The sequence below is a fragment of the Pseudomonas sp. 1L-C-7-B-C1 genome (assembly GCF_057291635.1).
Genome location: NZ_JBXAWH010000004.1, coordinates 149,242 through 175,499, shown reverse-complemented (window position 1 = coordinate 175,499; position 26,258 = coordinate 149,242). Strand labels below are relative to the sequence as shown.

The following is a 26,258-nucleotide window of genomic DNA, read 5'->3' as shown; positions in this document are numbered from 1 at the left end:
TCTGGTCTTAAGCCCGGTTGCTTTTAAGGCCTATTCTTTTTCTGGCGGCCTCCGAGACAATCAGATCTTCATCTCCTGCTAGCTGAGCTAGGATGTCTTCTGGCGCTTTGGGATTGCAGGCAATTCTGTGCCGGATGATGATGCTTTTATCACGGGCTAGCTGCTCGAAAATCGCTCGGTTTATCCTTCTTTTGATGGCAATTTCCCAGCGCACATGCATATCGTCGCATAGGCATAGCCGTTCCAATACGTCCACCGAGATCGTGTGATTAAAAACAACATCTCGGCTCAGCTCAGGGTACTTTAGCAGTACGTCGAACCAGACCTCATCAGGCGCTGGATCGAACGCCTTCGCGTTTTCATCCTCGATTTCGCTCTCTACGTACCGCTTAAATTCTTCAGCGCTCGTGATCATCATCAGATTCCTTTGGCATCCCGACATTTCATGCCTTTCATAGGCATGACTTTCCCCGTTTTTCCTTTATGTTTATTCATGAAGTCCCCATAAACATTCACATCACGAACATGGATTAAATGGTTGCTATCTTGCTCCATCAATTTCCACGCTGTACCACCGTGACCTTCAGTGTCAGCGGACCACCACATCTCTGTCCCAGTTGCACGATAATATTTAACTATGGTGCCGTTGAGTTTCGCTTCACAAATGCGATCAAAGCGATTGACCTCCCATTTTTTTCTGCAGGCACACTTTGCATTTTGGTTAGGTTTGTTCGCGCGATTTTGAGTGCCTGCGCTGCCAAGCGTTTTCGTCAGGCCTAGTGGATCAGTCCATTCTATGGAGTTGGGGGCATAGGCGTAGAAGTTGAGGCCGCCAACTAACTCAATCGGATCCTTGCTGATGAACCGCCCGACCCTTGGATCATAGTACCGATGCCGGTTGTAGTGCAGGCCGGTTTCGTGGTCGTGGTATTGCCCTTGAAATCGGATCGGGTTAGTCAGGCCGATCTGTTGGGCGAACTCGGAGCGCTGTTCGGTTGCTTCGCCCCACGCTTTGTATTGGGCGCTCCACGCGGTGTTGCCGTTTTGGTCGGTGATTTCCTGAGGGGTGCCGAGGTGGTCGCATTGGTACCAGGCGAGGACGTCGATTGGCAGTGCGACGGGTTTGTAGTTCCAGAGCGGGTCTTCTTTGAAGTTGTAGCGACCTTCGTAGGTCGGTTGGCTCACGAGGCGGATGGTTTCGTGGCAGATGGCTTGGGCGACCGGGACGAAAGTGTCGGGCTCGTGGATGTAGTGGACGGTTCGGCCTAACCCGCCTGCATAGGGCGGCGGGCTGCTTTCCCAGGCAAGGTTGTTGCCATCCCAGCCGTACAGGGTAAACCCACAACCCAGTTCCCGCTCTTTGCGGGCGTGTTCGTTTTCGTTCCAGCCTGTGCCGGCCTCGGGGCGTGGGCGGTAGTGGGCTTTGGACAGTTTGTAGAGGCGACGTCCGAGGGGGTCGTAGCCGAAGTCGACGGTGAGGCGCGGATCGCGGAAATGCGCGAGGCGATCGAAGAGGTCCCAGTGCAGTTCGCTGCGCAGCCCGTTGGTCCAGCGGACTGTCTGGTTGCCGCGTTCGTCGTATTCGTAGTGGTTGCCGCCGTAGTCACGCAGCAGGTTATCGACGAGTTTGTTTTGAGTCGGCTCGGGATCTAGCGGACGGCGAACTGGCGCTGCGCTGTCGTCGAGCATGTTGCTCGCGGGGTCAAAGGCGAAGGTTTCTGTGCCTAATCGACTGGTGGCGCTGAGTAGTCGGCTGACGGGGTCGTAGCGGTAGCTCAATTGCCCGCGACGGCTGTCCTTGATGTCGGTGAGTTGGCCGGCGGCGTCGTAGGTGTAGGCGCGTTTGATGAGCGTGAATTTGTCGTCGGTGCGCCCTAGCAGTTGTTCGTGCAGACGCCCCGCTGGGTCCCAGCTTTGGGTTTGCAGCAAGCTGTTGCCTTGATGGCGGGCCACTTCGCGGTGCAGGTCATCGCGTTCGTAACTGAGTAGTTCGTGCTCGTCGAGCTTCAGGCCAAGCAGATGGCCGCTGCCGTAGGTAAGCCAGCTGACGCGATGTCCATCAGGGCGAACAGTCGCGACGCGGTTATTAAGGGCGTCGTATTCATGCTGCCAGACGGCAACCAGTGGTTTATCCAGATTCGAATAATGCTGGTGCTCGCGCAGCAGGTTGCCGGCCGGATCGTGAAACCATTGCAGGCGGCTGACGGCGTTGGTCGCCATGACCAGATTTCCGTTGCCGTCGTAGGCAAAGGTTTCGCTTTGCGACTGCTCGCCGAGGGTGGCCCGGCGTTCGGTCAGGCGGCCCATTGGGTCGAAGGTCAGTGCGATGGTGCGCTGGCCGTTAAGCGTCTGAGCGAGCCGTCCCGTTTCTGGATCGTACCGGTATTGAGTCGAGCGATTGTCGAAGCCGCGCTCTTCCAGCAGTCGCCCGACCGGATCGTAGTGAAAATGCGCACGGCGTTCGTTTTCGTTTTCCAGCGCAACGAGACGACCGAGTTTGTCCCAGCGATAGCGCAAGGTTTGCTCGGCAGCGTCGACGCGTTCGGCGATAAAACCGGCGGCGCTATAACGCCAGGTGGTGCAACGTTCCAGGCCATCGGAGTGGGCCAGCAAACGACCTTCTGCATCGCGGCTAAAGCGTTCTTCGGTCTTGTCCGGGTGTTTGATCAGGACAAGCTGGCCTGACTTGTATTCGTACGTCGTGCTGTACCCGGCCGGATCGGTAAAGCGGATCATCTGGCCGCGTTCGTCGTACTCCCAGCTACTCACTTTGCCCGAGCAGTCGGTGTATTTGAGGAGTTGTCCGGCGTCGTTGTAGGCCAACGACTTGGTATTACCGTTAGCGTCCTTGATTGCTGTAGGAAGACCAAACGTGTTGTAGGTGTATTCGGCAACGTTCTCTAGCGGATCGATCGCCTCGATCAGATTGCCGCGATGGTCGTAGTCCCGTTTCCACAGTCCGCCCTCGCCATCGCTGATTTTGATCAGATGACTCTTATCGTCGTAGGCGTAATTGATCACGCTGTGGTCAGCGCGTGTGTGCTCCGTCAGGTTGCTGAGTTTGTCGTAGCGATAGCGGTCGGTGCTGCCATCGGTGTGGACGTGGCGAATGATGTTCTTGGCGGCATCGCGAAAGAACCACTCGGAACGCCCATCGGCGTGGCAGATGCGATAGGTGTAGCCGAGGCTGTCGTAGTAATGCCGGGTTTCGTGACCGAGCGCATCGGTGACATAGGTCAGACGGATGTTTTTATCCCACGCCAATCGCGTATCAAAACTGCCGTCGTCAGCCCATTCACGGACAGCTTTCGCATCGGGGCCAGTTCCTTGCCATTGCAGACTCAAGCCACGATTGGTGCGGTCGGTGTATCGGGTGATGAGATGGTGTTGATACTGGTAGCGCCAGGCAGCGCCGTTCTCGTCTTGAGCTAGAACAAGATCGCCAGAATTGTCGTACTGATACGCACACAGTTGGCGTTTGACATCGCCATCGCGCACTTCCCAAAGGCCGGTCAGACGCCCCTGATCATCAATCAAAGTACCCAAGCGAAGATGGACTTTGTTTAGATCTTTCTCCGAGTAGGTCACCAACTCGGAGAGCACCAAATGCCCATCATGCCGATGCTCATGATGCAGCATGACCCCGGCGCCATTGGGCAGCATCTTGTTGATCAGAACGAACCGCTTGCCCCGCCGAACATAGGTCTCCCTGTGATCCAGGCCACGCATCAGCAATAACCGATCTTTGCTGAGGCGAACGACCGTCAGGTTTTCAATGGCGTTGAAGTGAAACAGCTTGACCTTGGGAAGAGGGAATTCATGGCTGCGGCCATCGGCGTCGTGGAAGACCAATCCGTCGCCGACGAGATCAAACCGCGTAGTAAACGGCGTGATCCATCGCGCGCCCACCACGTCATGATCGTAGGCATCCAGACTTGAGCAATAAGTCCGCGTCCACTCAATGGGAAAAGGCCCTGGCAAACTAAAGTCGGTATGACTGACCGACTCCGAACCCATCGCAAAACTAATACTGTTGGCCGTAGAGGCGCAGGCACAATTCTTGAGCTCGTTAGGCCGACCCTTGGCAGGCTTCTCGTGCTGCACAACCTCAAGCTTCCCTTCACCGGCCCGTCGCTTGGCCTGATTAACCACCCCCGGTTTGATGTTGAACGACTGACCATGCCCATTGCGCGACCGCCACGTGACCACCGCACCCGCTAATGTCTGCAGCAACGACCCAATCGAAGTCTGAAGCTCAGGATCCGCCAAAAGATTAATCTGATCCCGAAGCTCAGGGCCCATCGTACGCAAAGAACCTGCGTGTTTGAGCACCTGCTTTTTCAGCGCTTCGGGCACGAAATATTCGGCAGCACTGTTAACAGCGCCCTTGCCCGCAGCAATGCAAACATCCGCAGCGGCCGCAAAAATGTTGTCAATCGCCGCCTGGTGGTCGTAAGCCCAAAGATTCCCAGCGGCCTGGACCAACTGCTCCGCTTCCAGTAAATCAGCCTTGGCGTTCAGCTTCGGGTCAACCAGCTTCTCCAGGCCAGCAGCGATCTGAAGAACGACCGCTTCACCGAGCTTCCCTGCATCGGCAAGAATCCCGGGGAGCTTGGCCTGCGCCTGTAGCACAAAGTCATCAAGGGTCCCGACAATGGTGGCATTGAGGTGCCCGATCAAAATCTCGATCAGCACGTCACTCACCACCAATTTGCCGGTCCGACGTATTTCCTGGCGCACCAGAAACAGCATCGGACGAAGGCTAATTCGTGCCGCTGCCATTCCGGGCGGGCGTGGCAGCATTCCGATCAGATTGATGCCCAGACTCACCCAGTCCCAGGGATCACGCTTCTCGCTGCTCCATAGCCTGGCAATGTCATTCAGCGCATCAACGAGCGCCATGATGTTGCCTACTACTAACAGTCCGCCTGCCTCGGCTTTAATTCGATCAAGCGTGACAACCCCACCGCTGATCTCCTGCAGCCAGGCATCGACATTGGTCGCACCGAGACCAACGTCTTCGACCTGAATTAGATCAAGCGGAACAATCGCCACTTGAGGTTCGCGTTTCTTTCCACCGTTCGGCGGATTTAAGGGGGGTGCCAAGGATGCTCTCCGTGCTTAAAAGACAGCCCGGAAGGCATGAATGCCGATCCAGGGGCCACGGAGATATCAAGGGTTGTGCCAGCCATGAATTAGCCAAGCAAAATCAATAGCTTAAGAAATAAATAAACAGGTTTGAGCGAACGCTAAACCCGACAACAAAGTAAAAGTGCGCAAGAAGTTGCGCACCCCTGCGCAACTTCTTGCGCACTCGTCCACAGGCCACGAGCGACGTGGCCTGTGGAGCATCAACTACCCTATTTTAGCCAGTGAGTGCGCAACTTCTTGCGCAGTCCCCAAAAACACGGGGCGCATTCAGTTCTTCCTAACAGCACTCTCATCCCAACCCCATACGGAGAAAAACGCAGGCCACAAAAAAGCCCCGCCTGTCTCTCAACAGGCGGGGCTCTTTATGTGCCGCTACAACCGCATTACTTCATGGAAGAGCGCGGTGCTACTGGCTGGTTGTCGTTGGAAATGGTGACTTCCACACGACGGTTCATGGCACGGCCCGAGGCGCTGGCGTTGTCAGCAACCGGGTATTCCTTGCCGTAACCCTGAGCAACGATACGTTCAGGGCCTACGCCCATCTTGATCAGCGCCATGCGCACGGAGTTGGCGCGGCGCTCGGACAGGGAGTCGTTGTAAGCAGCGGAACCGGTGCTGTCGGTGTAGCCTTCGACGATGACCTTGCGATCAGGGTTTTCCTGGAGGAACTGGGCCAGCTTGTTGACGTTGACCAGACCGGACGACTTGAGCTCAGCCTTGTTCAGGTCAAACAGTACGTCGCCAAAAGTCACCAGCGTACCGCGTTCGGTCTGCTTGGCGTTCAGGCTGTTCTGCAGTGCCTTGATCTGTGCATCGCGAGCATCCAGACGCGCCTGGGCACGCTGGGCCGCAGCGCCTTTCAGATCGTTCTCAGCGGTCTTCAGGTTGATGGTCTGCTTGGCCAGCTCAACGCGCTGATTGGTCAAGTAGGCCAGCTGATCGACCTTTTTCTGGTCATCGTTGTTGCGGTACGCAGCGTCAGCCTTGTCCAGCCACTCGCTGGCGTCTTTGGTTTCCAGCGCAGCCAGCTCGGTGGCTTTCGGATTGCTTTGCAGCGCAGAGTAGTTGGTGCGGGCTTGTTCCAGGTTCACGTTCGGTTGCGACGAGCATGCCGCCAGACCAACGCTCAAAGCCAGCAGGGCAGGGATAAGTACTTGTTTACGCATAATATTTTCGTCCTTTAACTCAATGGCCAATGCTTGAATTGCGAAGCGTTACTGAGTGACAGGCTGAACCTGACGCATGCCTTCTTCACGCAACTCATTGACGCCTTGACGAGCGTCCTGCACTGCTTTCTGTGCCTTGGCGGCCTGAGCCTTACGCTCGGCTACACGTGCATCCCACTCGGCCTGTTCGGCGTATTTACGAGCTTCGTCGTATTTCTTTTCCTGCATCGCCAGTTCGGCTTGCTTGAACTTGTCCTGGGCGGACTTCATTTCGACAGCGGCGTATTCGGTAGCGCCGGCGGTGACAGCGGCATTGACGGCCGATTGGGTCACGGCGTACTGCTCGCTTGGAGGATTACCTGCGCAACCAGCCAGAAGAACGCTGGTGCCCAGTGCCAGTGCAGCCATCTTCAGCCCGCGCAGGCGATTGAACGTTGGTTTGGCAGTGCTGGTGTTCATGGTGGTCAACTCCATTTCTTTACTCCTGAAAACTGGTTGTTCCATTTCAGCAGAAGCCCACGCGGATGGATGGTGTTGCGTCACTTCCGCTGTCATCTGACGGCTTTACTGCAATGGCTAACTGGTCGGACCGCTGCTTTTTTTGAATAGTTCAGACATTTTTTTAAACTTCCGGTCAGCTTTTGTTACGTGTTGTAAAATTGACGCTCAAAAAATGACGCCGGTTTGCTCCTGACATTGCCGGCCTGACGCCGCTCGTAGCGGATTCGACGTGTCAGAAACCGACGTCGCAGACGCAACCCTCAAGAGCCTTCCCGATCGGATATTTCCTGAAGGTGGCGCCGAGACAGTTCGAGAAACCGAGGCGTGGGTCCGACGTCTTCGTAAAGCGGGTTGCCTTCCTCATCGGTGGCAACGACATGCTGACCGCGCACGTATGGGAAGCTCGCCTCCAGTTCCTCCAGCGCGGCGCCGATCAACTCGCCGAGCAACTCCTCGGGCGTACGCTTGGGGTACATCTCGGCGATCGCCGCCAGCCGCGCGGCAGCCTCAACATCCAAATGAATAGCGTAGGCGGTCTCGGTCAGACGGCCCTTGGCGTTCTGTTCCCACTGTTCGGCGAGCTCTCGGATCTTCATGAATACCTCATCATTGCCCGCAGCACGGCGGGCGTTGGACGTGGGCCTGAGCCACAGTCAGGCGTGACTGAGACGGGCTTCCCCGGCGGTGAACGTGCGTCGAGGGTTGCGTAGGGACATCAATTTGTCGCTCTATACACACCAATAGAAACGAAACCCCGCAGGGCGTTCCGTTCGGCAGCAGCGAATGGACCCCTGCAAGGACTCGCCGGTAAAAACAATAAAGCTGAAGGAGAGGGCTGGATGGCTGATATCGATGCACGATTGCGCGAGGACGTTCACCTGCTGGGTGAGCTGTTGGGCAACACCATTCGTGATCAGCACGGTGCTGATTTCCTCGAGAAGATCGAGCGCATCCGTAAAAGCGCGAAGGCAGACCGACACGCGTCGACTCAAGGCACTGAGCAGCTTAGCTCCAGTCTTGAGGGCCTGGGCGAAGATGAGTTGCTGCCGGTTGCGCGTGCGTTTAACCAATTCCTCAATCTGGCGAACATCGCCGAGCAATATCAGCTGATTCATCGTCGCGATGACAGCAAGCCGCAGCCGTTTGAATCCCGCGTGCTGCCTGAGCTGCTGGAGCGCCTGAAGCAGGCCGGGCAGACGCCAGAGGCGCTGGCGCGGCAATTGACCACGCTGGAAATCGAGCTGGTGCTCACCGCGCACCCCACCGAAGTCGCGCGACGCACGCTGATTCAGAAGTACGACGCCATCGCCGCTCAACTGGCCGCCCTTGATCATCGCGATTTGAATCGCCACGAGCGTGAGCAGATCACCGAGCGCTTGCAGCGACTCATTGCCGAAGCGTGGCACACCGAAGAAATCCGCCGCGTTCGCCCCACGCCTGTCGACGAGGCAAAGTGGGGGTTTGCGGTCATCGAGAATTCCCTGTGGCAAGCGATTCCCAACTACCTGCGCAAGGCCGATCAGGCGCTGCACGCCGCAACCGGCCTGCACCTGCCGTTGGAAGCGGCGCCGATTCGCTTCGCTTCCTGGATGGGCGGTGACCGCGACGGTAACCCCAATGTGACCGCCGCTGTCACCCGTGAAGTGTTACTACTGGCGCGCTGGATGGCCGCCGATTTGTACCTGCGCGACGTCGATCAACTGGCCGCCGAGTTGTCGATGCAGCAAGCCAGCCCTGCGCTGATGGAAGCGGCGGGCGACAGCGCCGAACCTTACCGCAGTGTTCTGAAACAGCTGCGCGAGCGGCTTCGGGCCACGCGCAACTGGGCCCATGCTTCATTGAGTGTCACCCAGGTCGCACCGGAAGACGTTTTGCACGACAACCGCGAACTGCTCGAGCCGCTGCAACTGTGTTTCGACTCACTGCATGAATGCGGCATGGGGGTGATCGCTGATGGCCCGCTGCTCGACTGTTTGCGCCGCGCGGTGACCTTCGGCCTGTTCCTGGTGAAGCTCGACGTGCGCCAGGATTCCACGCGGCACAGCTCGGCCATGAGTGAGATCACCGAATACCTAGGGCTCGGCCGCTATGACGAGTGGGATGAGCCGACCCGCATCGACTTCCTGCTGCGAGAACTGGACAACAAGCGCCCGCTGCTGCCCGCGCATTTCAGCCCTGAAGCGGACACCGCCGAAGTGTTGGCGACCTGCCGTGAAGTAGCGGCTGCGCCGGAGGCGTCGCTGGGGTCGTATGTGATTTCCATGGCCGGCGCGGCCTCCGATGTGCTCACCGTTCAACTGTTATTGAAGGAAGCCGGGCTGCAGCGCTCCATGCGCGTCGTGCCGCTGTTCGAAACCCTCGCCGACCTGGACAACGCCGGCCCGGTGATTGAGCAGCTGTTGAGCATTCCGGCCTACCGCCGAAGCCTGGAAGGTCCGCAGGAAGTCATGATCGGTTACTCGGATTCGGCCAAGGATGCCGGCACCACCGCCGCGGCCTGGGCGCAGTACCGGGCGCAGGAAAAACTGGTTGAGATCTGCCGCGCGCAAGAGGTTGAGCTGCTGCTGTTCCACGGTCGCGGCGGTACGGTCGGTCGAGGCGGCGGCCCTGCCCACGCGGCGATTCTGTCGCAGCCGCCCGGCTCGGTGGCGGGGCGTTTCCGGACCACCGAACAGGGCGAGATGATCCGCTTCAAGTTCGGCCTGCCGGACATCGCCGAGCAGAACCTCAACCTGTATCTGGCCGCGGTCCTGGAGGCCACGCTGCAACCGCCGCCGATGCCGCAACCGGCCTGGCGCCAAGTGATGGACGAACTGGCGGCAGATGGCGTGAAGGCCTACCGCGCCGTGGTGCGGGAAGACCCGGAGTTCGTCGAATACTTCCGTCAGGCCACGCCGGAACAGGAATTGGGACGCTTGCCATTGGGCAGCCGACCGGCCAAGCGCCGCGAAGGCGGGGTCGAAAGTCTGCGCGCGATTCCTTGGATTTTCGCCTGGACCCAGACGCGCCTCATGCTGCCCGCCTGGCTGGGCTGGGAAAACGCGTTGAGCAAGGCGCTGGAGCGCGGTCAGGGCGATCTGCTCGCCGAGATGCGTGAACAATGGCCGTTCTTCCGCACCCGCATCGACATGCTGGAAATGGTGCTGGCCAAGGCCGACAGCGATATCGCCCAGCTCTACGACGAACGTCTGGTGGAGCCGAAACTGCTGCATTTGGGGACGCATCTGCGCGGCCTATTGTCGCAGGCGTGTGACGTGGTGCTTGGCCTTACGGGTCAGTCCCGGCTGTTGGCCCATAGCCCTGAAACGCTGAAGTTCATCAGCCTGCGCAACACCTACCTCGACCCGCTTCATTTATTGCAGGCGGAGTTGCTGGCACGCTCCCGCCAGCAGGAGGCGAGTCTGGACAGTCCGCTGGTGCAGGCGCTGCTGGTGTCTGTCGCAGGCATTGCCGCCGGATTGCGCAACACCGGCTGACGGAGCAGCGCGCGCGACCGAATCAGGACGAGGGTGTTGATTCGGGCGCGCCCGATGCGTTGCGAGCAGTGCAGCCTTACCGAGTTGCACGTCGTCCCACCCTTGCGCCGATCGATGCCAAGCTACTGGTTTTTCGCGGGTTACTGCGACTTTCGGCGTCTTGTGCGGCATGAATCGGCTGTGTATCTTGATCAGCCTTTGGCCGTTGGGTCAGTAAAATTTTGCGATTGGCCCCATTTAGGCGAATCCGACGATATCTCTATAAAAATTTGAGGAGCACAACAATGCGCGTGATTCTGCTGGGAGCTCCCGGGGCCGGCAAAGGTACTCAGGCAAAGTTCATCACTGAGAAATTCAACATTCCGCAGATTTCCACCGGCGACATGCTGCGCGCTGCGGTCAAGGCCGGTACTGAACTGGGCCTGCAAGCCAAAAGCGTCATGGACAGCGGCGGCCTGGTCTCCGATGACCTGATCATCGGCCTGATCAAGGATCGCCTGTCCGAGCCTGATTGCGCTGGCGGTTGCCTGTTCGACGGCTTTCCTCGCACCATTCCTCAGGCTGAAGCCCTGAAGAAAGCCGGTCTGGCCATCGACCACGTCATCGAGATCAAGGTCGACGACGAAGAGATCGTCAAGCGCATCTCCGGTCGCCGCGTTCACGAAGGCTCCGGTCGCGTTTATCACACGTTGTACAACCCGCCGAAGGTTGACGGTGTGGACGACGTTACCGGCGAGCCACTGGTTCAGCGCAAGGACGACGTCGAAGCCACCGTTCGCCATCGCCTGTCGGTCTACCATTCACAGACCAAGCCGCTGGTAGATTTCTACACCAAGCTGCAGGCGCAGGACGGCACACCGAAGTGCAGCCACATCGAAGGCGTGGGCACGGTCGAGCAGATCACCGCCAAGGTGCTTGAAGCCCTGAGCTGATTGGCGTCTCTAGGCATCGAACAACGGCCCGCTTGCGGGTCGTTGTTGTTTATAATGCGGCACTTTTTTTCGCACAACGATGGAAACCCCGATGACCACCTTGCTGGCCCTGGACACCGCCACTGAAGCCTGCTCAGTCGCTTTGCTGCATGACGGCAAAGTGCTGACTCATTACGAGGTGATCCCGCGCCTGCACGCGCAAAAACTCCTGCCGATGATCAAGGACTTGCTGGCCGAGGCGGGCATCGGCCTGTCGGCGCTGGACGCCATTGCCTTCGGCCGAGGCCCGGGCGCGTTCACCGGCGTGCGCATTGCCATCGGTGTGGTACAGGGCCTGGCCTTCGGTCTGGATCGGCCGGTATTGCCGGTCTCAAACCTCGCGGCCCTCGCGCAACGAGCCTTTCGCGAGCAGGGCGCCACTCAGGTCGCGGCCGCCATCGACGCGCGGATGGACGAGGTCTATTGGGGTTGCTACCACGAAGTGGCGGGAGAGATGAAGCAGGTGGGTGAAGAGGCGGTCATGGCGCCGGAGCTGGCAGCTTTGCCAGGCGCTGCGACGGGCGACTGGTTCGGCGCCGGCACAGGCTGGGGCTATGCCGAGCGTATTGCCGCCGTTGTCAGTGCCCGGGATGCCACACTGTTGCCCCACGCGCAGGACTTGCTGACCCTCGGTACGTTCGCCTGGCACCGTGGCGAAGCCATCGTCGCCGACGACGCCCAACCGGTTTACCTGCGCGATAAAGTCGCCACGCCCAAGGCGCGCTGAGCGGTGACATCAGGTACACGCGGGGTCATCAATCTGTAGGCGCCGGCTTGCTGGCGAACCTGGGCCATTTACTACCACCACAGTAACGGGGTGATTTGCGCTCGCCAGCAAGGCGCCTCCCACTGATTGCCGGCATCCACCGGGCCCCTAACTGCATGGCTGTACGCCGGATCTGCGAACCAGGTCACACAGTTGATGACCGTTCGGCGATAAATCCGCAGAAAATTCCGGCTGTTTTAAACAATTCGCAATAAGTGTGGTCTAGTTATCGTTCGCATGTTTGCTTAAGGGCTTACTGTGAGATTAAATTGCCACTATTAGACGCCGAGTAAGCATGATGCGAATCACCGGTCCCTCACCACGTACCTACCCGATCAAGCGCAAGCCACGCAAGGATTCTGCGGCGCTGGAAGGCTCGTTCGAGGAAGTGAACGATGAGATCGAGGTGAATCCGCAAGTGGCCCGTCGCCAGACCGGGACCACGGCCAATGTGCCCGCGCGTCAGCAAGACATTATCTTCCCCCGTGCCATGAGCACCCGCGTTGCCCACGCGTTGAGCAGTTACTTGATGACCTCGACCTTCGTCGAATGGGACCTCGAAGTCTCCGGGCTCGACCTGCACGTTTGAACCTCGCCCACCCGCCTTACTACATCGGTTGCCCGTCCTGGAGCGAAAAAGCCTGGCGTGAGTCCCTGTACCCGCCGGACGCCTCGGATCTGGATTTGCTTGGGTTGTACGCGCAGGTCTTCAATGCCGTCGAAGGCAACACCACGTTCTACGCGCGTCCCAAGCCTGAGATCGTCCAGCGTTGGGCGGCCGCCTTGCCCGAGCACTTCCGCTTCTCGGCAAAAATCCCCCGTGACATCAGCCATGCCGGCGACCTGCGCGAGCATCTGGGCGCGGTAGAGGATTTCCTGCAGCTGCTTGCGCCGCTAGGGTCTAGGCTTCAACCGCTGTGGCTGCAGCTGTCGGCCAGTTTCGGCCCCCATCGGCTCAATGAGCTGGGCGCGTTCATTGATGCGCTGGAAGGCCGGCCGCTGGCGGTGGAAGTGCGCAACATGGCGTTTTTCACCAAGGGCGAAGACGAGCGCCAGCTCAACCGCCTGTTGCTTGACCGCGGCGTCGAGCGCATCTGTCTGGATTCCCGGCCGCTGTTCAGTTGCGTTTCCAGTGAGCCTGCCGTGCTTCATGCGCAATCGAAGAAGCCCAAAGTGCCGCCGCGGCCGGCGGCGCTGACGTCCTTTCCCCAAGTGCGCTTTATTGGCGGGCCGGATGAGGCGATCAACGAAGGCTTCATCGTGCAATGGGCGGAAAAGGTGGCTGGCTGGATCGAGGAGGGGCGTACGCCCTCGGTGTTCCTGCACACCCCTGACAACATCGCCTCGCCCCAACTGGCCCGTCGTTTTCACCATCAGTTGATGACCCTGCTGCCGGGCCTGCCCGATCTGCCGCAACTGGATCGCGGTCGGCAAGTGGAGCAACTCGGGCTGCTCTGAGGTCGAGATAGGGTGGACTCATCCCTCCGTCAGACGAGAACCTTCCTGCATGCGCGGCTCGACCCTCTTTCTTCTACTGATTTTAGTCGGCGCGGCGGTCGCGGTATCGATCTGGCGTGGCTGGTTGCCTGTCGCTGACCGCTGGAACCCGTGGGCGCCGCTGAATGTGCAGGACGAGCCCAATCTCATTACGCCGTTCAAGCTCTGGCGATTGCAGGAGGATCCGGCGTTGTGCGAGGCCGCGCTGCACACCTCGACCCTGCGTTACACGCACCAGGCCGACAGTGCCGCCGACGCCAAATGCCCGCTTACCAACACCTTGCGGATCCAGGGCGGCGACGTCGCGCTGAGCAGCAGTTTTCTGTCCAGTTGTCGCCTGGCGGTGGCGTATGCGCTGTTCGATATTCATCAGTTGCAGCCGGCGGCCCAGTCGGTGTTCGGGCAGAAGGTCACGCAGGTCGATCACCTCGGCAGCTTTGCCTGCCGCAACATCTACAACCGCAGCGAAGGCCGCCTAAGCCAGCACGCCACCGCCAACGCGCTGGACATCGCCGGATTTCGCCTGGCAGACGGGCGCCGGATTTCGGTGCTCAAGGACTGGAAAGACGACGGCGACGACGGGCGTTTTCTGCGGTTGGTGCGGGATGGCGCCTGCCAGCAATTCAATACGGTGCTGAGCCCGGACTACAACGCCGCGCACCGAAACCACTTTCACCTGGACATGGGACGCTGGCGGGTGTGTCGATAAAGGCAGCGAACGAGGTTGCGCGGTTCGGTTGGGTTAAACCAGGCGTCAGGCCGCGAGACGAAGGTTCTGCAGCACAATCGGCCGCGCCCAGCCGTTATCGAAGGCCAGATGACGCTGCTGCTCGGTCATCTCTTCAGCGCTGAAGGGTGTGGCGGGCTTGTCGGCCAAGTCCCATTCAAACTCGGCAATCGGCAGGAACAGTGGGCGAGGTTGAGGGCCCGGCCCGGGTTCAACGCTGTCATCGTACGGGTTGAGGACGGTCGGGCGAACCCAGTTGTCATCGAATTCGAGGTTGCGCTGCTGCTCGATCATTTCCATCGCGGTGAACGGCTTGGCGGGTTTGTCGGCCAGGTCCCATTCGAACTCGGCGATCGGCAGGAACAACGGCTCCGGCGGCGCGATTTCCTTGTCCTGAACCGGGCATTCACGCTGCTCAACGATCTTGCCCAGCGCAGTGGCGCCGGCAATAGGCTCGCCGGTCAGGTTGTCCGTCGTGGCGACGGCGCTGTATTCCGGGGTTTCGCCAGCGTTGTCATCGACCTGCTGAGCCATCGCACGGGCAAACGCATCCTGCCAGAGCTGCGTGACGCCGCTCAGGGTTTGGGTATTGCGTACGCTGTAGTCGCCTGCGTACGTCAAATAGCCTATCGAGGAGGTTTGCTGAATGTCTGACATAAGCGCTCAGTACAGCCCGTGGGTCTGGCAAAATGCCGGATACTTTTGTTATCGGCAGATCCTGCCAATCATTAAGATTATTTGAGCGCGTAGAGACAATGACTGAGCAGCACGCGGGCAGCCGCATTCGGGTCGACAGCCTGACCCCTGACGGGCAGGAAACCGCAGCGCAGTGGGCGCAGCGACTGGGTTTGCCGCTGGAGGATGCCGACGCGGATTTCGCCCTGCAAGTGGCCGAAGACGGCCTGCAGTTGCAGCAACTGGGTGACGACGCGCCGGGCCCGGTGCGTGTAGATTTCATCGAAGGCAAGGCGGCCCATCGGCGTCTGTTTGGCGGCGGCAGCGGGCAAATGATCGCCAAGGCCGTGGGCATTCAGCCGGGCGTGCGCCCTCGGGTGCTGGATGCCACGGCGGGGCTGGGCAAGGACGCCTTTGTGCTGGCGAGTCTGGGCTGCGAAGTGAGCCTGATCGAGCGGCAGCCGATCATCGCCGCGCTGCTTGAAGACGGCCTGACGCGTGGGGTGAGGGACCTGGAGGTGGGCGGGATCATCGCGCAGATGCGCCTGTTGACCGGCAATTCCATTGAGCTGATTCGCCAATGGGAAGGCGAGCCGCCCCAGGTCATTTACCTTGATCCGATGTTTCCTCATCGGGAAAAAACCGCGCTGGTGAAAAAGGAAATGCGCCTGTTCCGGCCTCTGGTGGGCGATGACATGGACGCTCCGGCGTTGCTGGAAGCCGCGCTGGCGCTGGCGAGCCACCGCGTCGTGGTCAAACGTCCACGCAAGGCGCCAAGCATCGAAGGGCCCAAGCCTTCCTACGCGCTGGACGGCAAATCCAGCCGCTATGACATCTACCCGAAGAAGGCGTTGAAGGGCACGGGTTCATGACACTCGTCCGGTAAACCTGAACCCGGCAATCCCGGGCGTAGTCCTCTGCTGTGCCGATGCCTGACAAGCCGCCGTTTCAGGTGTGTGCACATCGGCGATACGCCCTGACCAGAGCAGTAGCCGGAGATCACCGATGAGCAATTCCCGTTTGTCCGTAACGCCTTTGCCGTTCGAGCCGCACTTCGAGCAGATACCCGATGACGAGGCCCAGACGAGCAAGGAACTCGCCGAGGCGATGCACAGTATTCTGGAAACCACCTACAAGGATGGCGGCCATGCTATACGCAGCGTGCATGCCAAGGCGCATGGCTTGCTGCACGGGCAGATTCATATTCTGGACGGCCTGCCCACTGACTTGGCTCAGGGTGTTTTCGCGCATCCCGGCACGCTGGATTTGAAGATGCGCTTTTCCACCAATCCGGGTGACCTGCTCGACGACAAGGTATCAACCCCGCGTGGGCTGGCTATCAAGCTGGTCGGTGTGCAGGGCGCACGTTTGCCGGGGAGCGAAGGGCAGGTCACCCAGGATTTCGTGATGCAGAACGCCAGGGCGTTCACGGCTGTTACTCCGAAGGATTTTCTCAAGACTCTCAAGCTGCTGGCCAAGACCACCGACAAAGTGCCCAACATGAAGAAAGCGCTGTCGGCGTTGTTTCGTGGCCTGGAGTCGACGGTCGAAGCGATGGGCGGGGAGAGTGGCACGCTCAAATCACTGGGCGGGCATCCGATGACCCACTTACTGGGTGAAACCTATAACACTGTGGTGCCGTTTCTCTATGGCCGCTATTACGCCAAGCTGAGCGTGGTGCCTGTTTCTCCCGAGCTCACCGCGTTGACCGACCAGAAAGTGGACCTGAATGATCATCCCGACGGTTTGCGGGAAGCGGTGCGCAGTCACTTCGCGAGCAAGGGAGGGGTGTGGGAGGTGCGCATCCAGTTGGCGACCGACCTCGAAAAAATGCCGATTGAAGATGCTTCGGTGGAATGGTCCGAGGAACTGAGCCCGTTCGTGACCGTGGCCCGTATTGAAGTGCCGCGCCAGGACAGCTGGTCGGAAGAACGCCAGCAGGAAATCGACGACGGCATGGCCTTCAGCCCCTGGCATGGCGTGGTCGAACACCGGCCACTCGGCGGCGTCATGCGGGTTCGCAAGCCGTCCTATGAGCTGTCTTCAGGCTTCCGCGCCAGCCACAACGGCTGCCCGATGCACGAGCCTCGCTGACAAGCTGGTAGTCAAATTCTGTGGTGTCTTCCACTCCGCATTCCCGGCTAAAGCCGGTCCCACTATGAGTACGCGGTCGATTAGTGGGACCGGCTTCAGCCGGGAAGAGGCCCGCGTGCGCACCTTCGTAGTTATCGCCCTACACCCGATACGCCTTGAGAAACAACGCTACCACTTCCCGCACATGGTGCTCCGCGGTCTGCTCATCCGGCAGTTCGCCGGTGCCGATCAGCAGCCTGAAATTGCACACCCCTTTGATCAAGCACAAAAAGTGCCCCGCTGCGCCAGCAGGCGATTCGAAGCGCAGACCGTTCGTGCCGTTCAGTCTGGTCAGAAACCGCTCCATCTCATGCAGGATGCGCTGTGGTCCCGCTTCGAAAAACACTTGAGACAATGAAGACCCTTGGGTTCCCAGGGTGATCATCAGGCGATGCAAATCGATGGACTCAGGGCTGTTGATCAGCGTCTGAAATCCTCTGGCAATACCCAGCAATACTTTCTCGACGGGTTCGCCCATCGGCACATCCACGAACAACCCCGGCACTTGCTCCTCACAGCGCGCCACCACCGCGCAGGAAAACAATGTCTCCTTGTCGGTGAAGTGGCTGTACACCGTGAGCTTGGAAACCCCGGCTTCAGCGGCAACGGCATCCATGCTGGTGTTGGCGTAACCATTGCGGACGAACAGGTTTTTGGCGGCTTCGAGAATGGCCTGGCGCTTGGCCAGATCCTTGGGGCGGCCGGGTCCGGTGGAGGAGGTCGAGTCAGTCATGGCGGTGTCAGGCGTCTTCGTTTGATTAGTGGACTGTTCAGTTCGGTAATTTTAAATATACTCGCCGGTACAATTATTCAAAGCTCTCTTGCCAAGGTGCCTCATCATGCTCCGCGATGCCCTGCTTCTTGCCCTGCCGGTCAGTCTCATCGTGGCACTTTCCGGTTGCGGCAAGGAGGCACCGGTGACCGCCGCAGTGCGGCCCGCCATGGTGGTGCAACCGTTGCCGTCTGCCCAGTCCATGGACAGCTATCCGGGCGAGGTCCGCGCTCGCTTCGAGCCGGAACTTGCTTTCCGCATTTCCGGCAAGGTCAGCAAGCGTCTGGTCGAAGAAGGCGAGCGGGTCACCGTCAATGAGCCGCTGGCCGAGCTCGATGCCCAGGACGTGCGCTTGCAGCAGGACGCCACCCGTGCTCAGGTTGCAGCTGCCGAAGCCAATCTGCAGACAGTCCGCTCCGAGCGCGACCGCTACAAAACCCTGATGGACCGGCAGATGGTCAGCAAGTCGCTTTACGACAATGCCGAAAACACCTACCGCGCCGCAGACGCCCGTCTTAGACAGCTCAAGGCTGAATTGACCGTTGCCGACAATCAGACCGGCTACGCCGTGCTTCGTGCGTCGCAAAACGGTGTCATCGCCAGACGATTGGTGGAAGTCGGTCAGGTGGTGGCGGCCGGGCAGACCGTCTTTACTCTGGCCGCTGACGGCGAGCGCGAAGTGTCGATCAGCCTTCCGGAGCAGAATTACGGCCGCTTCAAGATCGGTGATCCGGTTTCCGTCGAACTCTGGACCCAGCGCGAGCAGCGTTTTCCGGGCCGCATCCGTGAGCTCTCGCCCGCTGCCGATCCACGTTCGCGCACCTTCGCCGCGCGCATCGCTTTCGCCAGCGGGAAGGTCCCGGCCGAGCTGGGCCAGAGCGCTCGGGTTTACATCCAGTCCGAACACGCTGTTCCGTTGTCCGTGCCGCTTTCCGCGCTGACCGCCGAAAACGGCGTGACCTACGTCTGGCGCCTGCAAAGCGATGCCACCCTGAAACGCACGGCGGTGCAGGTCGGCGCCTACGGCCAGGAAACCGTGCCGGTGCTCAGCGGCTTGCAGGCCAGCGACTGGGTCGTCGCGGCGGGTGTGCACGTGCTCCACGAGGGCGAGCAGGTGCGCCCGGTCGACCGCAGTAATCGGGCGGTGAAGCTGGCGGCGAAGGAGTAGGGGCATGCGTTTCAATCTTTCCGAATGGGCCCTGCGTAATCGGCAGATGGTCCTGTATCTCATGATCCTGCTGGCCGCAGTCGGTGCGCTGTCCTACACCAAACTGGGCCAGAGTGAGGACCCGCCCTTCACCTTCAAAGCCATGGTCATTCGTACGCTCTGGCCGGGCGCGAGTGCCGAAGAGGTGTCGCGACAAGTCACCGACCGCATCGAGAAGAAGCTGATGGAAACCGGCGATTACGAGCGCATTGTCTCGTTCTCGCGGCCCGGTGAATCCCAGGTCACGTTTGTCGCCCGAGACTCATTGGTTTCCGCGCGGCTGCCGGAACTCTGGTATCAGATCCGCAAGAAGATCAGCGACATCCGTCAGAACCTTCCGGCCGGCGTGCAGGGCCCGTTCTTCAACGATGAATTCGGCACCACGTTCGGCAATATCTACGCGCTGACGGGGGAGGGGTTCGATTACGCAGTGCTGAAGGACTACGCCGATCGCATCCAGATCCAGCTGCAGCGGGTCAAGGACGTCGGCAAGGTCGAGTTGCTCGGTCTGCAGGACGAGAAGATCTGGATCGAACTCTCCAACGTCAAACTCGCCACCCTCGGCCTGCCAATGCAGTCGGTTCAGCAAGCGCTGGAAGCGCAGAACGCGGTGGTGGCGGCGAGCTTTTTCGAGACACCCAGCGAGCGCGTTCAGCTGCGCGTGACCGGGCGTTTTCAAACCGTCGACGAGATCCGCAGCTTCCCGATTCGCGTGGGTGATCGCACGTTCCGCATCAGTGATCTGGCCGATGTGCGCCGTGGCTTCAACGATCCGCCCGCGCCGCAAATGCGTTTCATGGGTCAGGACGCCATCGGGCTCGCCGTCGCCATGAAAGACGGCGGCGACATTCTGGTGCTCGGCCGTGCGCTGGAGACGGAGTTCGCGCGCTTACAGAACAACCTTCCTGCCGGCATGCAGTTGCGCAAAGTCTCGGACCAGCCAGCGGCGGTGAAGACCAGCGTTGGCGAGTTCGTTCAGGTGCTCACCGAGGCCTTGGGCATTGTGCTGCTGGTGAGCTTTTTCTCGCTGGGCGTGCGCACCGGGATGGTGGTGGCACTGGCGATTCCGCTGGTGCTGGCGATGACATTCGCCTGCATGTATTACCTGGGCATCGGCCTGCACAAGATATCCCTCGGCGCATTGGTGCTGGCGTTGGGCTTGTTGGTGGACGACGCAATCATCGCTGTGGAAATGATGGCGATCAAAATGGAGCAGGGTTACGACCGGCTGAAGGCCGCCAGCTTCGCCTGGACCAGCACCGCGTTCCCGATGCTTACCGGCACTCTGATCACCGCAGCAGGTTTCCTGCCCATCGCCACCGCGCAGTCGAGCACCGGCGAGTACACTCGCTCGATCTTTCAGGTGGTGACCATTGCGCTGATCGCCTCGTGGATTGCTGCCGTGGTGTTCGTGCCGTATCTGGGCGCGCGCCTGTTGCCGGACCTGGCAAAAATCCATGCCGCCAAACATGGCGCCGGTGCCCACGCGCCGGATCCTTACGGCACGCCGTTTTACCGACGTGTTCGCGGGCTGGTGGGCTGGTGTGTGCGCCGGCGCAAAACGGTCATCGTGCTGACCATTGCGCTGTTTGCCCTGTCGATTTTCATGTTCCGCTTCGTGCCTCAACAGTTCTTCCCGGCGTCGGGCCGGCTGGAGTTGATGGTCGACTTGAAGCTTGCTGAAGGTGCCTCGCTGACCAGCACCGCCGAGCAGGTCAAGCGGCTGGAAGCGATGATCAAGGACCACGCCGGCGTTGACAATTACGTGGCCTATGTCGGCACCGGTTCTCCGCGGTTTTACCTGCCCCTGGATCAGCAATTGCCCGCGGCCAGTTTTGCCCAGTTCGTCGTGCTGGCGAAAACCATCGAAGACCGCGAGACGCTGCGCACCTGGTTGATCCAGACGCTGGATGAGCAATTCCCGATGCTGCGGCCCCGCGTCACCCGCCTGGAAAACGGCCCGCCCGTGGGCTATCCGGTGCAGTTTCGCGTCACGGGCGAGCACATCGACGAGGTGCGGGCGCTGGCTCGCAAGGTGGCGGCGAAGGTCCGGGAAACCCCCCATGTGGTCAATGTGCATCTGGACTGGGAAGAGCCGAGCAAGGTCGTCTACCTGAATGTCGATCAGGATCGGGCCAGGGCGCTGGGCGTAACCACTGCCGACCTGTCGCGCTTTCTGCAAAGCCAGTTGACCGGGTCGAGCGTGAGCCAGTACCGCGAGGACGACGAGCTGATCGAAATCCTGCTGCGCGGCACGGAGCAGGAGCGCCATGAACTGGGCAGCCTCGCCAGCCTGTCGGTGCCGACCAGCAACGGCAGCAGTGTCGCGCTTTCCCAAGTGGCGACCCTGGAATACGGTTTTGAGGAGGGCATCATCTGGCACCGCAACCGGCTGCCGAACGTGACGGTGCGCGCTGACATCTACGGCAAGGAGCAACCGGCGACGCTGGTGAAACAGATTCTGCCGACGCTGGAAGACGTGCGCGCGCAGTTGCCCGACGGTTACCTACTGGAGGTGGGCGGCACGGTGGAGGATTCGGCCCGCGGGCAGAACTCGGTGAACGCCGGGGTGCCGCTGTTCATCGTGGTGGTACTGACCTTGCTGATGATCCAGCTGCGCAGCTTCTCACGCACGTTCATGGTGTTTCTGACCGCGCCCCTGGGGCTGATTGGGGTAACGTTGTTTCTGCTGCTGTTCAACCAACCATTCGGCTTTGTGGCGATGCTGGGCACCATCGCGCTGTCGGGGATGATCATGCGTAACTCGGTGATTCTGGTCGACCAGATCGAGCAGGACATCGCGGCGGGTCTGGACCGCTGGCAGGCGATCATCGAAGCGACGGTGCGGCGCTTCCGGCCTATCGTGCTCACCGCGCTGGCGGCAGTGCTGGCGATGATTCCGCTGTCACGCAGCGTGTTTTTCGGGCCCATGGCCGTCGCCATCATGGGCGGCCTGATCGTCGCCACCGCACTCACCCTGCTGTTTCTGCCCGCACTGTATGCGGCGTGGTTCAGGGTGAAAAAGGATGAGCGGGTCGAGGTTTGATCGCTTAACCCGCCACGGCGCGTCTCACAGCGCGCCGAACACCTTCTTCGCCAGACCGGTCGCCGCCGCTGCCGGGTTGGCGCGGATGGTTTCTTCCTGTTTGGCGATCATTTCGAACAGGCCGTTCAATGCCTTCTCCGTGACGTAGCCTTCGATGTTCGAGCTCTTCGCGTCCAGCACGCCCAGCGTCGCGGCCTGTCCGGCGAAGGCGTTGTATTTCTGCGCCAGTCCGACTTTGTCAGTGGCCTGTTTGATGATGGGCAGGAATTTGGCGCGGATCTGTTCGCGGCTGGAGGTGCTCAGGTACTGGGTGGCGGAGTCCTTGCCGCCGCCGAGGATGGCCTTGGCGTCCGACACACTCATTTTTTTCACGGCATCGACCAGCAACGTCTGCGCCTGGGGCATCGCTGCTTCTGCCGCCTGATTCATGCTGTTTTCCAGCTGATCGACCTGCGCGCCCATACCGAACTGCTTCATCTTCTTGGCGACCTTGCCCAGGTTGCCGGGCAGCTCGATGCGCACGTCCTTGTTGTTGCTGAACCCGCCCGGCACGCCCAGTTGCTTGACGGCGACCTGCGCGCTTTGGGTCAGGGCATCCTTCAGCCCGCCGGTGGCGTCCGATTGAGACAGATCATTGAGCGACAGCGCGAAGGCACTGGCCGACAACAGCAGGCCGGCGCACACGCCAGTGAACGATAGAGAGCGACGCAACATGGGTAATGTCCTTTTCAACGGTCTGTGATCCACGCCCGATCAACGGGCCGGGCTCAAACGAATTTTGATGGGCGGTTTTTCGTCCAGCGTCAGGTCCACCGTGTAGCGCTCGGTGCTGATCATCAGCAGCTTGCCGTCCACTTCGATGCGCGCGCTGACCGAGTAGGTGTGTCCCGCCTGGACCTGCTTCTGATCGTAGGTCAGGTGAAACGGCAGCGGCACCTGGCCTTTGATCGGGCCGTTCTGGCTGGCGAGGATCTGTGCGGGCGCGTCGGCCAGCGTCACGTTCTGCAGCGTAACCTTAAGCGTAGCGGTAGGCGGAAGCGCCATGCGCTGCAGGTAAAACACCTCGCCATCCACCGAGCCCGGCAGGTTGTCCGGCCCATGGGCGCACGCGGCGAGCACGGTGGTCATGAGGGTGAGCAGGATGTGTTTCATGTGAATTTCCTTGTCATGTGAAACGTTAGGTAAGGCGTGCGTCGTCGCTCAGGCGATCGGCGCGGCCCCGACGACTTCATCACTGCGGTGCAGCGCCACCTGGCGGATCGACAGCCTGATTTCCGCTGGCAGTACGCGTTTGGCGGCACCTTCCGCCAGATCCCCCAACATATCGTGATAGCTCAGTTTGTCGGCGGCGTCGGTGCGCAAGACGCCCTGATCCAGCAGCGTCTGGATGAAATGCCGGAACAGACTTTTGTCGAAAAATTCCGGCGCGTTCAGGCCGTGCAGGATCGATAACCGCTGGGCCATCGTCGTGCATAACTCCTCAAGCCCCTCGGCAGTGAGCGTGTGCTGACCGCTGTTGAGCAGCAGCGAGATCGCCATGTAGAAACGCTGCAGGGTCTGGGCAATCGCCCGCGACAGCACCGTCAGCAGCACGAAAGCCCGCGAGCTTGGCGCCGGGCGCAGGTAGACGCCGTTCTCGAATCGCAACAAGCCCTGCTCAACGAACGCCGCCAGCCACTGATCGATGACCTCATCCAGATCGTCCAGCGACCAGCGGATGAACAGCTCCGATTGCAGGTACGGATACAGCGCCCGGGTATACCGCAGAATCTGCTCGCGGCTCATGCGCGACGAGCTCTGGAAGAAGCAGGCCAGCAACGAGGGCAGCGCGAAAATGTGCAGCACGTTGTTCCGGTAGTAGGTCATCAGGACGGCATTTTGCTCGTCCAGGTACAGAATCTTGCCCAGCGCGTCGCTGAGTTCCGAGAGCAGCTTCATGTCCTTGACGTGCTCGATCAGGGCGCGACCATCGCCGTCCGGCAGCGTGGTATGGGGCGAGTAGGGCACGGTGCGCAACAGCGTCAGGTACAGATCGAGCACCCGCGCCAGAGCTTGATCGTCCAGCGCGTGTTTGGCGGTCGACAGCAACGCCAGCGCCACCAGATTCACCGGATTGATCGCCGCCGCTTCGTTCAGGTGGCGGGCCACGCGTTCGCCCAGACGGTGAGTGGTCTCGTTTAGCCAGGCCGGTTTGAACACCGGGCCCAGTTCCTGAGTGCGCCAGTCCGGCTGCTCATGGTCGAGAAATTCGGTCAGCTTGATCGGCTCACCGAAATTCACCGACACCTGGCCGAAGCGCTGCTTTAGCGCGCCGATGACTTTGAAAATGTCGAAGATCGACTCTTTCTTTTTCGCTGCACCGCGCAGTTCACCCAGGTAGGTCCGGCCTTCCAACACCCGTTCATAGCCGATGTACACCGGCACGAACACGATGGGCATGCGCGAATTGCGCAGGAAACTGCGCAGGGTGATCGCCAGCATTCCGGTCTTCGGCTGCAACATGCGCCCGGTCCGCGAACGTCCGCCTTCGACGAAGTACTCCACCGGGAAACCTTTGGTGAACAGGGTGTGCAGGTATTCGTTGAACACCGCGGTGTACAGCGGATTGCCCTTGAACGTGCGGCGCATGAAAAACGCGCCGCCGCGCCGCAGCAGGCCACCGATCACCGGCATGTTGAGGTTGATACCCGCAGCGATATGCGGCGGGGTCAGGCCGTTGCGAAACAGCAGGTACGACAGCAGCAGATAATCGATGTGGCTGCGGTGGCACGGCACATAAATGATCTCGTTGCCCTGGGCGACGTTCTGCACGCCCTCCAGGTGACTGACCTTGATGCCGTCGTAAATCTTGTTCCAGAACCAGCTCAGCACCACTTCCAGAAACCGGATGGCGGTGTAGGTGTAGTCCGAGGCGATTTCGTTGCCGTAATGAAGCGCTTTGTCCCGAGCCTTGGCTTCGGTGATTTTCTCCCGGGCGGCCTCGTCGAGAATGGCCTGCCTGACCAGCGGATCCGCCACCAGCCCTTTGACCAGATGGCGACGGTGGGAAAGGTCCGGGCCGATCACGGACGTCTTCAGGTTGCGGAAATGCACCCGCAGCAGGCGTTGAGCCATGCGCACCGTGCGCTCGTAACCCTTGTTCTGATCGACCAGCTCACGCAGATGAACCGGTGCCGAGAACTGCACGCGGGTCTTGCGGCCCAGGATCAGAATGGTCACAAAGCGACGCAGACGCCCGGTCACCTTCCAACTGTCGGCAAACAGCAGTTTCCACGGGCTGTCTTCCTTGTCCGGGGACTGGCCCCAGAAGACGCTGACCGGAATGACTTGCGCGTCTTCGGTGGCGTTTTGCGAGACCGCGCTGACCAGGCGTTCAAGGGTCGGTGGTGCGCCGCGTTTGTCGTGGCGCCCCAGCCAGTCAGGCTCGGGCGTCAGGTAGAAAAACGCGGCCGGCTCGGTCAGATTGCCGACGGCCACGGAGAGTACCGGGCGCGGCAGACCGGCCTTGCGGCACTCGCTGTCGAGGACGGCGAGGTCGCTCATTGAAGGGTTTTGCAGCGCATAAAAAACCGGGCGGCTGCGGTCGAGATTGAGGGTGAAGGACGACTGGTTGATCGTCTCCGAGCGCACCCACAGGTAAAGCAGGCGGCGCACGGTGCCGAATACAAGACGGCGAAACGGGGAACGGGTCATAGAGTTCTGCTGAGAGGGGCGACGCCCGCGAGGCCGCCAGTTTGCCGCATCTGGCGGGGATGGGCAAAGCGGCGCGGGCGCCCGTCAGGATGATGTATCAGGACGTATGCCAGGTGATTCCTTCCTCACCATCCACGCTGATGCGGATCCATTGATCGGCTTCGGCGTCACTCTCTTCTTCGACCCATGTCCCCGGGGCGCAACGCACTTCGACCTTCAACGCGGCGAAGGCGGCACGGGCGCAGGCGATGTCGTCTTCCCACGGGGTTTTGTCGCTGTCCAGGCACAGGCTGTTCCACTTGCCGACGGCCTTGGGAATCCAGGTCACGGGCACGTCGCCCGCCTGGCATTTCCACGTCTGGCCTTTCTGTGCCCATTCGGTGCAAGGGCCGATGGCTTGAGTCAGCCAGGCGGTGATTGCCTTGTGGTCGACGTCAGCGTCTTTCAGGTAAATCTCGATATCGGGTTGGCGCATGG

The 26,258-nt window shown here is 60.4% G+C and carries 21 protein-coding genes; 10 read left to right on the top strand and 11 right to left on the bottom strand.

Annotated features, from left to right (window positions below; all coding sequences use genetic code 11):
- Positions 1-7: 7 nt before the first annotated feature.
- The 5 genes from AC0Z8Z_RS08290 to AC0Z8Z_RS08270 all read right to left on the bottom strand — a co-directional run bounded on the left by AC0Z8Z_RS08290 (position 8) and on the right by AC0Z8Z_RS08270 (position 7,414).
- Positions 8-418, bottom strand: coding sequence for a hypothetical protein (locus AC0Z8Z_RS08290; protein ID WP_485618785.1), 411 nt, complete (start codon positions 416-418; stop codon positions 8-10).
- Positions 418-5,106 (bottom strand): RHS repeat-associated core domain-containing protein, encoded by a 4,689-nt coding sequence (locus AC0Z8Z_RS08285; protein ID WP_485618784.1) that lies wholly within the window; start codon positions 5,104-5,106, stop codon positions 418-420. Before AC0Z8Z_RS08285 ends, AC0Z8Z_RS08290 begins: the two co-directional genes overlap by 1 nt.
- A gap of 428 nt (positions 5,107-5,534) precedes the next feature.
- Positions 5,535-6,317: a lipotoxin F family OmpA-related lipoprotein LptF gene (gene lptF / locus AC0Z8Z_RS08280; RefSeq protein ID WP_369304409.1), complete on the bottom strand. Its 783-nt coding sequence runs from the start codon at positions 6,315-6,317 to the stop codon at positions 5,535-5,537.
- A gap of 48 nt (positions 6,318-6,365) precedes the next feature.
- Positions 6,366-6,791 carry a DUF4398 domain-containing protein gene (locus AC0Z8Z_RS08275; protein ID WP_074893253.1) on the bottom strand — a complete coding sequence of 142 codons (426 nt, stop codon included), beginning with the start codon at positions 6,789-6,791 and terminating at the stop codon, positions 6,366-6,368.
- 287 nt (positions 6,792-7,078) lie between these two features.
- Positions 7,079-7,414 (bottom strand): pilin assembly protein, encoded by a 336-nt coding sequence (locus AC0Z8Z_RS08270; protein ID WP_122537336.1) that lies wholly within the window; start codon positions 7,412-7,414, stop codon positions 7,079-7,081.
- Between the two features lie 243 nt (positions 7,415-7,657).
- Here AC0Z8Z_RS08270 and ppc point away from each other — a divergent pair, with 243 nt between their 5' ends.
- From ppc to AC0Z8Z_RS08240, 6 genes are all read left to right on the top strand, one after another.
- The gene (gene ppc / locus AC0Z8Z_RS08265) at positions 7,658-10,294 is read left to right on the top strand and encodes a phosphoenolpyruvate carboxylase (protein ID WP_485618783.1); all 2,637 of its coding nucleotides are present in this window, start codon (positions 7,658-7,660) and stop codon (positions 10,292-10,294) included.
- Between the two features lie 284 nt (positions 10,295-10,578).
- Positions 10,579-11,226, top strand: coding sequence for an adenylate kinase (adk, locus tag AC0Z8Z_RS08260; protein WP_122537338.1), 648 nt, complete (start codon positions 10,579-10,581; stop codon positions 11,224-11,226).
- Positions 11,227-11,317: 91 nt separating this feature from the next.
- Positions 11,318-11,992 carry a tRNA (adenosine(37)-N6)-threonylcarbamoyltransferase complex dimerization subunit type 1 TsaB gene (gene tsaB, locus AC0Z8Z_RS08255; protein WP_485618782.1) on the top strand — a complete coding sequence of 225 codons (675 nt, stop codon included), beginning with the start codon at positions 11,318-11,320 and terminating at the stop codon, positions 11,990-11,992.
- Between the two features lie 337 nt (positions 11,993-12,329).
- Positions 12,330-12,620 carry a hypothetical protein gene (locus tag AC0Z8Z_RS08250; RefSeq protein WP_122537800.1) on the top strand — a complete coding sequence of 97 codons (291 nt, stop codon included), beginning with the start codon at positions 12,330-12,332 and terminating at the stop codon, positions 12,618-12,620.
- A complete protein-coding gene (locus AC0Z8Z_RS08245) occupies positions 12,581-13,489 on the top strand; it encodes a DUF72 domain-containing protein (RefSeq protein WP_485618781.1) in 909 nt (302 codons plus the stop codon). Before AC0Z8Z_RS08250 ends, AC0Z8Z_RS08245 begins: the two co-directional genes overlap by 40 nt.
- 49 nt (positions 13,490-13,538) lie before the next feature.
- Positions 13,539-14,237: an extensin-like domain-containing protein gene (locus AC0Z8Z_RS08240; protein WP_485618780.1), complete on the top strand. Its 699-nt coding sequence runs from the start codon at positions 13,539-13,541 to the stop codon at positions 14,235-14,237.
- Positions 14,238-14,282: 45 nt separating this feature from the next.
- Here the strand turns inward: AC0Z8Z_RS08240 and AC0Z8Z_RS08235 are convergent, their stop codons facing one another.
- Positions 14,283-14,912 (bottom strand): energy transducer TonB, encoded by a 630-nt coding sequence (locus AC0Z8Z_RS08235; RefSeq protein WP_485618779.1) that lies wholly within the window; start codon positions 14,910-14,912, stop codon positions 14,283-14,285.
- Between the two features lie 98 nt (positions 14,913-15,010).
- On the opposite strand from AC0Z8Z_RS08235, the gene AC0Z8Z_RS08230 reads away from it, so the two are divergent.
- Positions 15,011-15,802, top strand: a complete 792-nt coding sequence (locus AC0Z8Z_RS08230) for a class I SAM-dependent methyltransferase (RefSeq protein WP_485618778.1) — start codon at positions 15,011-15,013, stop codon at positions 15,800-15,802.
- A gap of 133 nt (positions 15,803-15,935) precedes the next feature.
- The gene (locus AC0Z8Z_RS08225) at positions 15,936-17,024 is read left to right on the top strand and encodes a catalase family protein (protein ID WP_485618777.1); all 1,089 of its coding nucleotides are present in this window, start codon (positions 15,936-15,938) and stop codon (positions 17,022-17,024) included.
- A gap of 139 nt (positions 17,025-17,163) precedes the next feature.
- On the opposite strand, the gene AC0Z8Z_RS08220 is transcribed toward AC0Z8Z_RS08225, so the two are convergent.
- Positions 17,164-17,796, bottom strand: a complete 633-nt coding sequence (locus AC0Z8Z_RS08220) for a TetR/AcrR family transcriptional regulator (RefSeq protein WP_485618776.1) — start codon at positions 17,794-17,796, stop codon at positions 17,164-17,166.
- A gap of 106 nt (positions 17,797-17,902) precedes the next feature.
- Between AC0Z8Z_RS08220 and AC0Z8Z_RS08215 the strand changes: the two genes are divergently transcribed.
- Both AC0Z8Z_RS08215 and AC0Z8Z_RS08210 read left to right on the top strand, forming a co-directional pair.
- Positions 17,903-19,003 carry an efflux RND transporter periplasmic adaptor subunit gene (locus AC0Z8Z_RS08215; protein WP_485618775.1) on the top strand — a complete coding sequence of 367 codons (1,101 nt, stop codon included), beginning with the start codon at positions 17,903-17,905 and terminating at the stop codon, positions 19,001-19,003.
- A gap of 4 nt (positions 19,004-19,007) precedes the next feature.
- A complete protein-coding gene (locus AC0Z8Z_RS08210; RefSeq protein WP_485618774.1) occupies positions 19,008-22,088 on the top strand; it encodes an efflux RND transporter permease subunit in 3,081 nt (1,026 codons plus the stop codon).
- Between the two features lie 24 nt (positions 22,089-22,112).
- Here AC0Z8Z_RS08210 and AC0Z8Z_RS08205 read toward each other — a convergent pair whose 3' ends face one another.
- The 4 genes from AC0Z8Z_RS08205 to AC0Z8Z_RS08190 form a co-directional block, all read right to left on the bottom strand.
- Positions 22,113-22,802: a DUF4197 domain-containing protein gene (locus tag AC0Z8Z_RS08205; RefSeq protein ID WP_205484602.1), complete on the bottom strand. Its 690-nt coding sequence runs from the start codon at positions 22,800-22,802 to the stop codon at positions 22,113-22,115.
- Between the two features lie 39 nt (positions 22,803-22,841).
- Positions 22,842-23,240: a YbaY family lipoprotein gene (locus tag AC0Z8Z_RS08200; protein ID WP_485618773.1), complete on the bottom strand. Its 399-nt coding sequence runs from the start codon at positions 23,238-23,240 to the stop codon at positions 22,842-22,844.
- A gap of 48 nt (positions 23,241-23,288) precedes the next feature.
- Positions 23,289-25,781: a glycerol-3-phosphate 1-O-acyltransferase PlsB gene (gene plsB, locus AC0Z8Z_RS08195; RefSeq protein ID WP_485618772.1), complete on the bottom strand. Its 2,493-nt coding sequence runs from the start codon at positions 25,779-25,781 to the stop codon at positions 23,289-23,291.
- A gap of 97 nt (positions 25,782-25,878) precedes the next feature.
- Complete coding sequence (locus AC0Z8Z_RS08190; RefSeq protein ID WP_485618771.1) at positions 25,879-26,256, bottom strand: hypothetical protein; 378 nt, start codon at positions 26,254-26,256, stop codon at positions 25,879-25,881.
- Positions 26,257-26,258 lie beyond the last annotated feature (2 nt).